The organism is Paenibacillus naphthalenovorans (genome assembly GCF_001465255.1).
GTDB classification, from domain to species: Bacteria; Bacillota; Bacilli; order Paenibacillales; family NBRC-103111; genus Paenibacillus_G; species Paenibacillus_G naphthalenovorans.
In genome coordinates this window covers 4,467,253-4,481,415 of record NZ_CP013652.1, presented here as the reverse complement: position 1 = coordinate 4,481,415, position 14,163 = coordinate 4,467,253, and the positions used below count along the sequence as shown (strand labels likewise).

At 51.1% G+C, this 14,163-nt stretch carries 11 protein-coding genes, 2 tRNA genes, 3 rRNA genes and 1 other RNA gene; 1 reads left to right on the top strand and 16 read right to left on the bottom strand.

Annotated elements, in window-relative coordinates; genetic code table 11:
* From IJ22_RS21970 to IJ22_RS21955, 4 genes are all read right to left on the bottom strand, one after another.
* A complete protein-coding gene (locus tag IJ22_RS21970) occupies nt 1-330 on the bottom strand; it encodes a cyclic-di-AMP receptor (RefSeq protein WP_062410320.1) in 330 nt (109 codons plus the stop codon).
* A gap of 119 nt (nt 331-449) precedes the next feature.
* Nucleotides 450-1,088, bottom strand: coding sequence for a dTMP kinase (gene tmk / locus IJ22_RS21965; protein WP_062410319.1), 639 nt, complete (start codon nt 1,086-1,088; stop codon nt 450-452).
* Nucleotides 1,089-1,100: 12 nt separating this feature from the next.
* Nucleotides 1,101-2,588, bottom strand: coding sequence for an aminotransferase class I/II-fold pyridoxal phosphate-dependent enzyme (locus IJ22_RS21960; protein WP_269465277.1), 1,488 nt, complete (start codon nt 2,586-2,588; stop codon nt 1,101-1,103).
* 102 nt (nt 2,589-2,690) lie between these two features.
* Entirely contained in the window at nt 2,691-2,888 is a 198-nt protein-coding gene (locus IJ22_RS21955) for a sigma factor G inhibitor Gin (protein ID WP_062410317.1), read from the bottom strand.
* Nucleotides 2,889-3,063: 175 nt separating this feature from the next.
* Between IJ22_RS21955 and IJ22_RS21950 the strand changes: the two genes are divergently transcribed.
* Nucleotides 3,064-3,600: a hypothetical protein gene (locus tag IJ22_RS21950; protein WP_062410316.1), complete on the top strand. Its 537-nt coding sequence runs from the start codon at nt 3,064-3,066 to the stop codon at nt 3,598-3,600.
* Between the two features lie 145 nt (nt 3,601-3,745).
* On the opposite strand, the gene IJ22_RS21945 is transcribed toward IJ22_RS21950, so the two are convergent.
* From IJ22_RS21945 to ffs, 12 genes are all read right to left on the bottom strand, one after another.
* Nucleotides 3,746-6,664: ribosomal RNA gene (locus IJ22_RS21945) — 23S ribosomal RNA — on the bottom strand.
* Nucleotides 6,665-6,789: 125 nt separating this feature from the next.
* A tRNA-Ala gene (locus tag IJ22_RS21940) sits at nt 6,790-6,865 on the bottom strand.
* Nucleotides 6,866-6,887: 22 nt separating this feature from the next.
* Nucleotides 6,888-6,964, bottom strand: a tRNA-Ile gene (locus tag IJ22_RS21935).
* 42 nt (nt 6,965-7,006) lie between these two features.
* Nucleotides 7,007-7,123, bottom strand: a 5S ribosomal RNA gene (gene rrf / locus IJ22_RS21930).
* A 92-nt stretch (nt 7,124-7,215) separates the two neighbouring features.
* Nucleotides 7,216-8,765 (bottom strand): 16S ribosomal RNA (locus IJ22_RS21925).
* Together the 16S, 23S and 5S rRNA genes with 2 tRNA genes alongside form the textbook arrangement of a ribosomal RNA operon.
* Before the next feature lie 225 nt (nt 8,766-8,990).
* Nucleotides 8,991-9,257: a pro-sigmaK processing inhibitor BofA family protein gene (locus IJ22_RS21920; protein ID WP_054817050.1), complete on the bottom strand. Its 267-nt coding sequence runs from the start codon at nt 9,255-9,257 to the stop codon at nt 8,991-8,993.
* Nucleotides 9,254-9,541 (bottom strand): DUF2508 family protein, encoded by a 288-nt coding sequence (locus tag IJ22_RS21915; protein WP_062410315.1) that lies wholly within the window; start codon nt 9,539-9,541, stop codon nt 9,254-9,256. The genes IJ22_RS21920 and IJ22_RS21915 overlap by 4 nt, the downstream gene beginning before the upstream one ends.
* 149 nt (nt 9,542-9,690) lie before the next feature.
* Nucleotides 9,691-10,290 (bottom strand): recombination mediator RecR, encoded by a 600-nt coding sequence (gene recR, locus IJ22_RS21910; RefSeq protein ID WP_062410314.1) that lies wholly within the window; start codon nt 10,288-10,290, stop codon nt 9,691-9,693.
* Nucleotides 10,291-10,363: 73 nt separating this feature from the next.
* The gene (locus IJ22_RS21905; RefSeq protein ID WP_062410313.1) at nt 10,364-10,675 is read right to left on the bottom strand and encodes a YbaB/EbfC family nucleoid-associated protein; all 312 of its coding nucleotides are present in this window, start codon (nt 10,673-10,675) and stop codon (nt 10,364-10,366) included.
* A gap of 28 nt (nt 10,676-10,703) precedes the next feature.
* Nucleotides 10,704-12,464, bottom strand: coding sequence for a DNA polymerase III subunit gamma/tau (gene dnaX, locus IJ22_RS21900; RefSeq protein ID WP_062410312.1), 1,761 nt, complete (start codon nt 12,462-12,464; stop codon nt 10,704-10,706).
* 72 nt (nt 12,465-12,536) lie between these two features.
* On the bottom strand, nt 12,537-13,598 hold the full coding sequence (locus tag IJ22_RS21895) for an ATP-binding protein (protein ID WP_062410311.1): 1,062 nt from the start codon (nt 13,596-13,598) through the stop codon (nt 12,537-12,539).
* A 276-nt stretch (nt 13,599-13,874) separates the two neighbouring features.
* Nucleotides 13,875-14,138, bottom strand: an RNA gene (gene ffs, locus IJ22_RS21890) — signal recognition particle sRNA large type.
* Nucleotides 14,139-14,163 lie beyond the last annotated feature (25 nt).

The following is a 14,163-nucleotide window of genomic DNA, read 5'->3' as shown; positions in this document are numbered from 1 at the left end:
TTAAAAATGCTCAAATTGTTCGACCGGAAGCACGAATACCGCGGCTCCGCCCACCTGAACTTCGACCGGGAAAGGAATGTATGAATCCGTTGTTCCTCCCATCGGAGATACCGGGGTGACCACCTGTTCCCTGATCTTGCAGTTCTCTTTAATGATCTGCAGCGCTTCATTCACCCGTTCGTCTTCCGTACCGATGATGAACGTCGTGTTTCCCGCACGTAAGAATCCGCCTGTACTTGCCAATTTCGTAGCGCGAAAGCCTTCTTTAATCAATGCGTTGGACAAGCGATTGCTGTCTTTGTCCTGCACAACGGCTATAACCAATTTCATACATCCAGCCTCCTTTGCCAAATGAATGATCCGCGTCCCTACATTTATAATTAGACAAGAGGTTGAACAATTCCTTCTATTATATAATATAGGCTCGATTTTATATTATTTCAGTTTTATTATACTCTTCTGGGGAGATATTGGTTCACGATTTGTTTCAGCTCGCGGTGTACGGCATCCAGCTCTTGCTCTGCATCCAATCTTATCATCCGATCCGGAAATCGCTCCAGCAGTTGCAGATAACCTTCCCTGACCTTATGGTGAAAAGACATGGATTCCAAATCAAGCCGGTTGATCTCCCGCCCTTGATCTGCATGAATCCGGGCAAGCCCCGTTTCCGGACTCACATCCATGAATAAAGTAAGGTCCGGCATCCACTCTCCGATCGCGAATCGATTAATCGCCAGCACATCATCTATTCCGAGCCCCCGGGCATACCCTTGGTAAGCCAAACTGCTGTCGATAAACCGGTCGCATATGACCACCTTACCTGCTTGGAGAGCCGGAATGACCTTTTCTGTCAAATGCTGACGTCGTGCCGCCGCATAAAGCAGCGCCTCGGTACGGGCATCCATAGCCGTGTGGCTTTTGTCCAATATCACCGCTCGGATATGTTCCGCGATAGGAATTCCCCCCGGTTCACGAGTCGATACCACCTCATAGCCATGCTCCGCTGCCTGATCTATAATCACGCCGATCGCCGAGGTTTTCCCGGCCCCCTCGCCGCCTTCCACCGTTATAAAAAAACCTTGTCTCACGTTCCCGTCTCCTTATTCCCCAGCTTGATATACCGGCACTCTTCCGGATTTTGCCACATCATACCCGTGAAACCGGGAACCGAAAACCGTAAGCCGCTCCAAGTAGGCCGCCACTTGTTTCGTAATCCTCTCTCCCGGATACAACACCGGAATACCCGGAGGGTAGGGAACGATCATTTCCGCCGCTCTACGGCCTGCACATTCGGCCACCGGCAGCATGTCAACCTCACAAGAATGATGATGTTCCTGTCCCCAACCGAAAGACACAGGCTCAGAGATGCTCCCCTCCAATACCTCGCTCTCCGCATTGGTACAAACCAATTCCGATGAAGGAGAGTCTCCTGCGGCCTTGTCGATGTCGGCGAGCGCTTCTATAAGACGCTCCCCGTCGCGGAGCGTACTGGCTATACTGAATACACATAGCACATGCTCCGGGTCGGCCAATTCAGGATAACAGCCACGAAGCTCCAACTGCTCCTTTAAGGAATAGCCTGAAAGTCTATTTTTTGCATCGCTGAGCACGATTTTGAAAGGATCCTGTTTATAGCTGTTCCCGGATCGTAGGCTCTCCGGCATCGTCCACAGCTTCCAACGTGGCTGCGCGGCGAGGCGCTTGCGAATCTCGTTCATTATCTGAAGTCCGTGCTCCAGAAGCTCCGTCCCCTGCTCCGCCAACAACCGCCGGCTTACATCAAGACTCGCCATAATCGGATAAGAAGGACTCGAACTCTGCACAATGGCGAGCGCTTTCCGAAGTAAACGACGGTTAAGCCGTTCACCCTGCACATGCAGCATGGCCCCCATGGTCATGGCAGTCAGCATTTTGTGAGTAGACTGCACCACCGCATCCGCGCCCGCGGCCAGCGCCGATGACGGCAAAGCCGGATGAAAGCCAAAATGAGCGCCATGCGCTTCATCTACGAGCAGAAGCTTTCCTTGGCCATGCAGCAGCTGAGCCAGAGAAGTAAGGTCTGCCGCCATTCCGTAATAGCTTGGATTCGTAACAAACAGCCCTTTCGCCTCAGGATAGCGCTTCAGAGCTTCTTCCACGTCTGGGACACGAAGTCCGATGGTCAATCCGGAATGCCGCTCGCATTGGGGCGTAATAAAAACGGCCTGCGCTCCCGCCAGCGTAAGCCCGTGAATGACCGATTTGTGTACATCTCTCTGCACGAGCAGAAGATCCCCGGGGCGGCATGCGGACATGATCATCGCCAGATTTCCAGCCGTACTTCCGCCCACAAGAAATAACGTTTCTTCCGCTCCAAAGCAATTCGCGGCCAATTCTTGAGCTTCTTTGATCGCCTCTTCCGGATGGTGCAGATCATCCAGTCCGGGAATTTCCGTCAGATCGATGTTCAGTACGCTGCCGTAATGTCCCCAAGCGCCTGAATATGCCTTTGACCTGGATTTGTGGCCAGGTACATGAAGGCTTACCGCGTTTCTTTGCGCATGTGCGGCAAGCTTCTCGAAGAGCGGTGCTCTATGATGTAATCCCATGAACATCCTCATTTCACAAACCGATAATACACGTATTGTACCAAACAAAAAAGCCCGCTTCCATCCTTGTTCAAGATAAAATGAGCCGGTTCGCGCAAAGGTTCACGCATTTTTTTTATAAATAATTTGTTTCATCTGATGTATGAAAAAAGGATATTTAGGGTCGCTTACATCCGTTCTGACCATCTCTTTCTCACAATCGTCACATATAAATTCGGATATAATCATGATGCCTTGTTCCTTAGAGAGTCCGCAGATGATGCAGGGTCCTGTACATTCGTGCTGCAGCGCATCGCCCATTTCAATCACCTCTATTCTTTTATCTATCAGTATGTCCGATTCTCTCAAGAATAAACCGTCCTGAAGTATTTTTATGTAAACGATGCTTATCCTGTGCGTATTGCCTTATAATTTAACTATAGCTTACCGATATATGTATTGGATCTATTATACGATAGACAGGTGGATGCAGACCTTGAATACTTACAATAAACCTAATGAAAGAAGCTTGTCCAAAGATTCAACCATCTATCACTATCGTCTGCTCAAAAGGATACATTATAAACCTTTTTTTGCATATATGTTCTGGCCTGTTGCGGCCATTATTCCGCTGCTGTCTTTTTTTCTGATTCACCCCGCAGCCGTCTTGTCAGGTATTGTCGTTGTCCCCGTCCTTCACGCTTTTATCATTCAATTGCTGCTCCGGACCAAAGAAAGACATGCGCCCAAAACTTGGAAGTGGTCTATGCGATTCCCTTGGCTGGGATACGTCCCCGACAGCTATATTGCATTGGCCAAAGCCTGCCGGCTTCATCTGCACACATTGTGGATCGTGTTTATTATTATAGGATGCTTCTATCCCTGGATGTCACCTATGTATTTGGTTTACCTGCTGTTCATCCATATCTGGCTATTGCTTCCCCGTCTCCTTCTGCTATTCCTGCTTCGTAAACATCGATCCAACGGGTACTTGAAACTTAATGATAACGACACGTCCTGCTATGCCCAATAGCGGGATGTTCGCCTTAGCCATATCATTAGGCCTTTGGATATAAGTGAATTAAAAAAAGCCAACGTTCGTGATTTGAACGATGGCTTTTCGCTTGCGCCCTGAAAACTGGATCGAAACCAAGCCGCTGATCATCTTCATGTGCTTTTTGGATAAGCCCTCGACCGATTAGTATTCGTCAGCTCCACACGTTGCCGTGCTTCCACCCCGAACCTATCTACCTCGTCGTCTACAAGGGGTCTTACATACTGGGAAATCTCATCTTGAGGGGGGCTTCACGCTTAGATGCTTTCAGCGCTTATCCCTTCCGTACTTGGCTATCCAGCCGTGCCTCTGGCGAGACAACTGGTACACCAGCGGTACGTCCATCCCGGTCCTCTCGTACTAAGGACAGCTCCTCTCAAATTTCCTACGCCCGCGACAGATAGGGACCGAACTGTCTCACGACGTTCTGAACCCAGCTCGCGTACCGCTTTAATGGGCGAACAGCCCAACCCTTGGGACCTACTTCAGCCCCAGGATGCGATGAGCCGACATCGAGGTGCCAAACCTCCCCGTCGATGTGGACTCTTGGGGGAGATAAGCCTGTTATCCCCAGGGTAGCTTTTATCCGTTGAGCGATGGCCCTTCCATTCGGTACCACCGGATCACTAAGCCCGACTTTCGTCCCTGCTCGACCTGTTTGTCTCGCAGTCAAGCTCCCTTTTGCCTTTGCACTCTGCGAATGATTTCCAACCATTCTGAGGGAACCTTGGGGCGCCTCCGTTACGCTTTAGGAGGCGACCGCCCCAGTCAAACTGCCCACCTGACACTGTCCCCATACCCGCTTAGGGCACCAGGTTAGAACTCCGATACGATCAGGGTGGTATCCCAACGTCGCCTCCACACAAGCTGGCGCTCATGCTTCCCAGGCTCCCACCTATCCTGTACAGATCGTACCAAAGTCCAATATCAAGCTGCAGTAAAGCTCCATGGGGTCTTTCCGTCTTGTCGCGGGTAACCTGCATCTTCACAGGTATTAAAATTTCACCGGATCTCTCGTCGAGACAGCGCCCAAGTCGTTACGCCATTCGTGCGGGTCAGAATTTACCTGACAAGGAATTTCGCTACCTTAGGACCGTTATAGTTACGGCCGCCGTTTACTGGGGCTTCGGTTCACAGCTTCGGTCTTACCCTAACCGCTCCCCTTAACCTTCCAGCACCGGGCAGGCGTCAGCCCGTATACTTCGCCTTGCGGCTTCGCACAGACCTGTGTTTTTGCTAAACAGTCGCTTGGGCCTTTTCACTGCGGCCCCCTCGGGCTATTCACCCTACCGGGGCACCCCTTCTCCCGAAGTTACGGGGTCATTTTGCCGAGTTCCTTAACGAGAGTTCTTCCGCGCGCCTTAGCATCCTCTGCTCGCCTACCTGTGTCGGTTTGCGGTACGGGCACCTTCTCCCTGGCTAGAGGCTTTTCTTGGCAGCCTGAACTCATGACCTTCGGTACTCCAATTTTCCCTCCCCATCACAGCCCAGCCTTTCGATGTGCGGATTTGCCTGCACACCAGCCTCACTGCTTGGACGAGCATCCATCAGCTCGCGTCACTATCCTTCTGCGTCACCCCATCGCTCATAACGGTTCACGGTGGTACAGGAATTTCAACCTGTTGTCCTTCGACTACGCCTTTCGGCCTCGCCTTAGGTCCCGACTTACCCTGAGCGGACGAACCTTCCTCAGGAACCCTTAGGCTTTCGGCGGATCAGATTCTCACTGATCTTTTCGTTACTCATACCGGCATTCTCACTTGTAACCGCTCCAGCTGTCCTCACGATCAACCTTCAACGCTGTTACAACGCTCCCCTACCCCAGATATTTTCATATCTAGCCATAGCTTCGGTGGTGTGTTTAGCCCCGTTACATTTTCGGCGCAGAGTCACTCGACCAGTGAGCTATTACGCACTCTTTGAATGGTGGCTGCTTCTAAGCCAACATCCTGGTTGTCTGCGCAACTCCACATCCTTTCCCACTTAACACACACTTGGGGACCTTAGCTGATGATCTGGGCTGTTTCCCTCTTGACAATGGATCTTAGCACTCACTGTCTGACTCCCGGGTTAACGTCTGTGGCATTCAGAGTTTGACTGGACTTGGTAACCCTTGGCGGGCCCCGCACCCAATCAGTGCTTTACCTCCACGACGCATCTCCCGAGGCTAGCCCTAAAGCTATTTCGGGGAGAACCAGCTATCTCCGAGTTCGATTGGAATTTCTCCGCTACCCCCACCTCATCCCCGAATTTTTCAACATTCGTGGGTTCGGGCCTCCAGTGCGTGTTACCGCACCTTCACCCTGGACAGGGGTAGATCACACGGTTTCGGGTCTACGCCTGCAAACTCATTCGCCCTGTTCAGACTCGCTTTCGCTGCGGCTTCGGCTTCTCACCTTAACCTCGCTTGCAAACGTAACTCGCCGGTTCATTCTACAAAAGGCACGCCATCACCCTTTAACGAGCTCTGACTTCTTGTAAGCACACGGTTTCAGGTTCTCTTTCACTCCGCTCCCGCGGTTCTTTTCACCTTTCCCTCACGGTACTGCTTCACTATCGGTCGCCAGGGAGTATTTAGCCTTGGCAGATGGTCCTGCCGGATTCCCACGAGGTTTCACGTGTCTCGCGGTACTCGGGATCCGTCTAGGGTTTTCGCAGAATTTCGGCTACAGGGCTGTTACCTTCTCTGGCCGGCCTTTCCAGACCGCTTCACCTACTCTGCTCAACCCACGTTGACGTCCCACAACCCCAGGGGGCAAGCCCCCTGGTTTGGGCTAATCCGCTTTCGCTCGCCGCTACTGACGGAATCACTTTTGTTTTCTTTTCCTGAGGGTACTTAGATGTTTCAGTTCCCCTCGTCTGCCTCCAATGCAGCTATGTATTCACTGCATGGTACGTATCTATTACGATACGCAGGTTTCCCCATTCGGACATCCCCGGATCAAAGCCTGCTTACGGCTCCCCGAGGCATTTCGTCGTTCGCCACGTCCTTCATCGGCTCCTGGCGCCTAGGCATCCTCCGTGTGCTCTTATTAGCTTAACCAATTTGGTTATTCGGTACCGACACTTACGTATCGGCTGCTGACGATTTTCTTACGAAAATCGCAGCGGGATGATTCAGCATTTTGCTTCGTTTCGATATCCAGTTTTCAAGGAACAAACATTGAATGGTGGAGCCAAGCGGGATCGAACCGCTGACCTCCTGCTTGCAAGGCAGGCGCTCTCCCAGCTGAGCTATGGCCCCATGACACCATTATGAAGTTTAATGGTGGGCCCTAGTGGACTCGAACCACCGACCTCACCCTTATCAGGGGTGCGCTCTAACCAGCTGAGCTAAGGGCCCTTACTACTCTATAGGATTAAAAAATCCACTTAAAGTGGATTCGCTTGGCGACGTTCTACTCTCCCGGGACCCTGCGGTCCAAGTACCATCGACGCTGGAAGGCTTAACGGTCGTGTTCGGTATGGGTACGTGTGGTTCCCTTCCGCCATCATCACCAAACGATCGAAAGGCATTGCACCTTTCAAAACTGAACACGAGTGAGTGCTTCTTGCTTATTGTCCGTTACCCCGCAGGTAACATGGACTCCATAGAAAGGAGGTGATCCAGCCGCACCTTCCGATACGGCTACCTTGTTACGACTTCACCCCAATCATCTACCCCACCTTCGGCGGCTGGCTCCTTGCGGTTACCCCACCGACTTCGGGTGTTGTAAACTCTCGTGGTGTGACGGGCGGTGTGTACAAGACCCGGGAACGTATTCACCGCGGCATGCTGATCCGCGATTACTAGCAATTCCGACTTCATGCAGGCGAGTTGCAGCCTGCAATCCGAACTGAGACCGGCTTATAAGGATTCGCTCCGGATCGCTCCTTCGCTTCCCGTTGTACCGGCCATTGTAGTACGTGTGTAGCCCAGGTCATAAGGGGCATGATGATTTGACGTCATCCCCACCTTCCTCCGGTTTGTCACCGGCAGTCAACTTAGAGTGCCCAACTTAATGCTGGCAACTAAGCTCAAGGGTTGCGCTCGTTGCGGGACTTAACCCAACATCTCACGACACGAGCTGACGACAACCATGCACCACCTGTCTCCTCTGTCCCGAAGGAAAGGTACATCTCTGTACCGGTCAAAGGGATGTCAAGACCTGGTAAGGTTCTTCGCGTTGCTTCGAATTAAACCACATACTCCACTGCTTGTGCGGGTCCCCGTCAATTCCTTTGAGTTTCACTCTTGCGAGCGTACTCCCCAGGCGGAGTGCTTATTGTGTTGACTTCGGCACCAAGGGTATCGAAACCCCTAACACCTAGCACTCATCGTTTACGGCGTGGACTACCAGGGTATCTAATCCTGTTTGCTCCCCACGCTTTCGCGCCTCAGCGTCAGTTACAGTCCAGAAAGCCGCCTTCGCCACTGGTGTTCCTCCACATCTCTACGCATTTCACCGCTACACGTGGAATTCCGCTTTCCTCTCCTGCACTCAAGCCACCCAGTTTTCGGTGCGATCCGGGGTTGAGCCCCGGGCTTATACACCAAACTTAAACGGCCGCCTGCGCGCGCTTTACGCCCAATAATTCCGGACAACGCTTGCCCCCTACGTATTACCGCGGCTGCTGGCACGTAGTTAGCCGGGGCTTTCTTCTCAAGTACCGTCACCCTCAGGGCAGTGACTCCCCAAGGCGTTCTTCCTTGGCAACAGAGCTTTACGATCCGAAAACCTTCTTCACTCACGCGGCGTTGCTCCGTCAGACTTGCGTCCATTGCGGAAGATTCCCTACTGCTGCCTCCCGTAGGAGTCTGGGCCGTGTCTCAGTCCCAGTGTGGCCGATCACCCTCTCAGGTCGGCTACGCATCGTCGCCTTGGTGAGCCGTTACCCCACCAACTAGCTAATGCGCCGCAGGCCCATCTGTAAGCCACAGCTTGCACCGTGTTTCTTGATCCCTCCATGCGGAGAAACCACCTATCCGGTCTTAGCTACCGTTTCCGGTAGTTATCCCGGTCTTACAGGCAGGTTGCCTACGTGTTACTCACCCGTCCGCCGCTCCAGGGGGCTCCCGTAAGGGAGCACCCCTAGCGCTCGACTTGCATGTATTAGGCACGCCGCCAGCGTTCGTCCTGAGCCAGGATCAAACTCTCCATCAAAGAAAATCTGATTAGCTCATACATCTACTACTGGCGAGAATCTCTCGATTCTCTATCTTTACACTCACTCGTTGTTCAGTTTTCAAAGGGCAATTTCTTTCGACAAAATCGATTGAAATCTTTTGTCGTTTGTTGTCACCTATTTAGCGGCGACTTGATTAATATATCATATCGGCCCAATTCAATGCAAGCTTTTTTTTTTGCGGAATATTATTTCCGTCTGTCTCACAATACCCACAGCTTCAAAGCGGCAAGAACAGCCAGTCCCGGAAGCCCAAGAATGCTGACCATACCCACAGTTACCGTATTAAGCGGAAGTTCCAGGTGGGTATACGAACTGAACAGATTAACAATATACAACATGATGCAAGCAAAAGCAAGATGCAGGCATATTTTGCCCAGCCACTGAAAAGCAAACCGATTTCTCATCAATAAGAAACCAAGCAACCCGCCGGACAGGAGAAAAACCCCCCACAATATATAAGGCTTCATGAAGACTCCTCCAATACAAAGCTGGACCATACTTCATTCGGTGAGATTCTCATATTTTTGGCTTGCCTGATCAGCATCTCAAACCTTTTTTCGGCAGTCTCCAAAGCAAACACGGCGTAATCGATCTGTTCCTTTTCTATAACGTAATCAAACCGCTTCTGCGCCGTTTCCCATTCCAGATGCGCTTTGCGTATTTCCTGTACAAGCAAAAGCCTATCGTTTTGTATCGCGTCTTCTCTTTTCCTCTCCTTTCTTTTCCACAGTTTCAATATCCACTGCTTCATATCTCCGCCTCCTTGGTTTCTCCAGGTTCGTCCCATACATTACATACATATAAAGAACAGAACCCGAATAGAACCAAAAAAAGCCCTCCCCGGCAACGCGGCTCAATCAGCCGTAACCCGGGCAGGACCTCTTGGAGAAACAATCTATTTCATAGTAATTCCCTGCGCCCTTCAAGCGCTTTGGTTAATGTGACTTCGTCGGCATACTCCAAATCCCCGCCGACCGGCAGACCGTGTGCAATTCGTGTCACTTTCAGCCCAAAGGAACGGACCAGCCGAGACAAGTACATTGCGGTTGCTTCACCTTCAATATTCGGATTCGTGGCCAGAATAAGCTCCTGAACACGCTCATCGCTTAAGCGTTTCAATAAATCGGCAATCCGGATCTCGTCAGGCCCGATGCCTTCCATAGGCGAAATCGCTCCATGAAGAACATGATAATACCCGTTGTACTCTTTCGTCCGCTCCATGGCTACCAAATCTTTGGGCTCCTGCACCACGCAAATCGTTGAGGCGTCGCGGCTCTTGTCCTGACAAATACGGCACGGATCCGTGTCGGTAATATTACAGCAGACCGAACAATAGTGCAGATTCCTTTTGACATTTACGAGTGCTTTGGCAAAATCGATGACATCGTCTTCCTTCATTCGCAGCACATGAAACGCCAGGCGCCCCGCCGTCTTGGGTCCGACGCCCGGAAGCCGGGAGAACGAATCGATCAGCTTGGCTAATGGTTCGGGATAAAACAAGCGATTAGCTCCTCACACGTTAAACTTAGAGGCCTCTTTAGCCTCGCGCGGCTAATGATGATCCGGTCTCCGTTTAGAATAATCCCGGAATGTTAAGACCGCCGGTTAGTTTGGACATTTCTTTACCGGCCGATTCTTCCGCTTTCAGCATGGCGTCATTCGTAGCGGCAAGCACCAAATCCTGCAGCATTTCAACATCGTCCGGGTCCACAGCTTCCGGCTTGATCACAACGGAAGTTACCTTTTTATGTCCGTTGACCGTTACGCTAACCACACCGCCGCCGGCCGTGCCCTCGAACGTTTTGTTCGCCAGCTCTTCCTGGGCCTTCAGCATTTGCTCCTGCATTTTTTTCACTTGCTTCATCATTTGGTTCATATTGTTCATTATGAAATACACTCCTCGCGTTCACATATTAGTCTTCTTTTATTTTTACCAATTCTTCGCCAAACAATTGTATGGCCTCATCAATCCATGCTTCCCTGCCGCCGCCGGATTGTTCATCCTCTGCAACGAGCTGCAGCTCCTCTTTCGGCGCTTCGGCACCCCCAGCCTGATCGGATGCGGCTTTCCAGTCCTTCATCATCACCGTGACAAGCCGGTACGGCTGGCCGAGCACTTCATTCATGACCTGCTCGATCAATTGTTTGTTCGCAGGCTTTTCCGTCGTTTCCCGATGCATGGCGCTTTTGAATGCGACTAACAATCGGCCGTCATGGATGGAAACCGGCTCCCCGTCTACCAGCCAAGCGTGCACGGTAATTTTGAGCTCCTTCACCCGACCGAGCACTTGACTCCACTGCTGCAGCACGCCTCGGAAAGCGGCATCTTCTCTCCCTTGCAGGAAAGCATCCAGCTTTTCGATTTTCTTCACTACAGCCGGCGCAGAGGCTTGTCGGCCAGTGCCGCCTAATCCCGCTCTGCCGCTTGGCGCAGGACTGCCTCCGGCAGGAGCGATTCCCTGTTTCATCAGTTGGGCAAGCTGGTCTTCCAACCGCTGAATGCGGCCCATTAACTGGACAACCAGACCGTCTTGCCGTTCAGGCGCAGCCTGCACAACGGAAGCGGAACCCGAACCCGCAACCGGACCGCCAACCTGAGTACAAAGCTTCATTACGGCCACTTCAAGCAGCGTCTGAGGCTGCACGGAATATTTCATTTCCGTCTGATAATAGTTAAGCGTATCGATCATGGCAATCAGACTTTCGCTTGTAAACCGCTGAGCCACCTCGGAAAACCTCTTCACATCCACGATGCGTTCCGTGACCGCCCCTGACCCCGGCACCATCTTCACCATCAGCAAGTCACGGAAGTAGTAAATCAAGTTTTCCATACACTTGTCCGCACTTTTGCCTTCTTGCATAAAGTCATCGATCAATCGCAGCGCAGCGCCGAAGTCTTTGTCCTGAATGGCGGTAACGAGCTTCTCGAATTGATCGGACGCCATCCCCCCCGTAATGGAAAGCACGTCCTCGTAACTTACCCGCTGTCCGGAAAAAGCGATGATCTGGTCCAACAAACTGAGCGCATCGCGCATGCCTCCATCGGAGAGCCGGGCAATGAATGCCAACGCGTCCTCATCGATCTCTATTTGTTCGTTCGAACAAACCTCGCGAAGACGCTCCACTTGTTCATCAAGCGCTACGCGGCGGAAATCAAACCGCTGACAGCGGGATATAATCGTTGCAGGAATACGATGCGGTTCCGTCGTTGCCAAAATAAACATCACATGGCCGGGCGGTTCTTCCAATGTCTTGAGCAGCGCATTGAAAGCCTCTGTAGTCAGCATATGCACCTCGTCAATGATGTACACCTTTTGACGTACCTCGGTAGGCGCATATTTTACCTTATCGCGAATGTCGCGTATTTCCTCGACCCCGCGGTTGGAAGCCGCATCAATTTCCACGACATCCATTACGGCTCCTTCGGTAATCCGTAGGCAGGCCTCACATTGATTGCAAGGCTCCACTGCCGGACCGTTCTGGCAGTTAACGGCTTTAGCCAATATTTTGGCCGCACTGGTCTTGCCCGTCCCACGGGGACCGCTGAATAAATAAGCGTGACTGAAACGTCCTTCGCGAAGCGAATTTTGTAAGGTTTGGACAATATGCTTCTGGCCTACCATATCCTTAAAGGATTGGGGCCTCCATGTTCGGTATAAGGCGATATGTGCCATCTTGCCCTCTCCAAATGTTCGTTTATTCAGTCCATTATACTACACTTAAGAGCAGGTTTGAAGTTCATAGCCTTACGGGAAAGGAATGCTCACAGTAAACGTGGTTCCGAAGCCTTTGGAGGAAACTCGGATATGCCCCCCTATATCATGGATGATGCGCTGGCAGACGGATAAACCCAGACCCGTTCCTTCCACTTTCGTTGTAAAAAACGGATCGAATATTTTATCCACCACATACATCGGAATTCCGGGACCCGTATCATGGATAATGATATTGACTTTCCGTTCCTCCACATCCGCCTTTTCCGTTATCGTTAAAAAACCTCCATCTCCCATAGCTTCGATTCCGTTCTTACATATGTTAAGAAACACCTGCTTGAGCATTTCACGATCGGCAACAACCAGAGGAAGGTCGTACATGGCTTCGTACTGTACAACAACCCGATGCAAAATCGCTTCATTGTTGATGATCGGCAAAATGTCACGCAGCACTTGAGACACATCGACCTTATCGTATGTAACGTTCTTCGGTTTACTCAGCAGCAAAAATTCGTTGACCAGTTCATTAATCCGGTTGATTTCCTGCAGCATCACTTCCGTATAACCGCTTTCCTTCTCCAACCCCTGATCCTGAAGCGTTTTTCGAATAACCTGAAGGAACCCTTTAATGGAAGTTAGCGGATTCCGGATTTCATGCGCGGTACCCGCTGCTATCTGGCCGATCATGGCCAAGCGGTCGCTTCGCTGTACCTGTTCCTCCAGGGAACGAAGATTCGTAACGTCTTTAAAAATGATGTAAGCCCCTACGACCCGGCTTTCCTCATCTCTTAACACATTCGAATCGACAAGCAGCTCGTACCTTTCCTGGTTATTAGTCCATGACAGAGCGTGATTGCGTACGACCATGCCATCCAAAATGCTTCTTTGCACCAGTTGGTGTTCTGCCGGCAAATCAGCAAACACCTGTTCCATTGGCAACTGGAGAACCTGTTCTCTGTCTAAACCGAGTACACGACAGGCCATGTCGCTAATATCAATAAGCTCAAAATCCGTATTGATCAGCATAACTCCCAAATTGACATCTTTTAAGAACGTACCCGCAAATCGCTGGAGCAAATTTAATTCATGCTGCAACGCAATTCTCTCCCCCCTGTTTTTCTCTACGAAAGCCCATCGCACAACGCCGTATGGTTTGTACGTTCTTGCCGGCCCAGTTAACTTTAGTATACAATTCTCCTATTTTTTTCATTTTCCTCCCCTTTTTTAAGAAAACTTCTTACTCGAGCATTCCGGGGAGAAAATAATGAGCGGCCGACGCAAAAAAACACCGAATGGATAAGCCTAAGAGGCTTCCCATACGGTGTATTTCCTTTGTTCACTGTATTTTACTGTACATTAAGAAAAGAAAAACCGTGCACCTACCTTGATATTACGATCCAAGTGGAATTTTTATCATCGACTCAAGTTAGGCCACCCTTCGGCACATGAACCATCCCGCTTACGGCTGCTTCCTTCCGGACCTGACCGGGTTCACGGGCATCCATTGCGAAGGACCCGACTCTCAACACCGACTTTAAAACCCAACCCTCACATCGCAATACCGCGATTAGGCGTTCGACCCCGCTACAGCGGATTGCGGGTTACAGGGCACCGCTACCTCCCCGTCTAGCACGGCATAGATAAGTATAGTCGATCCCAT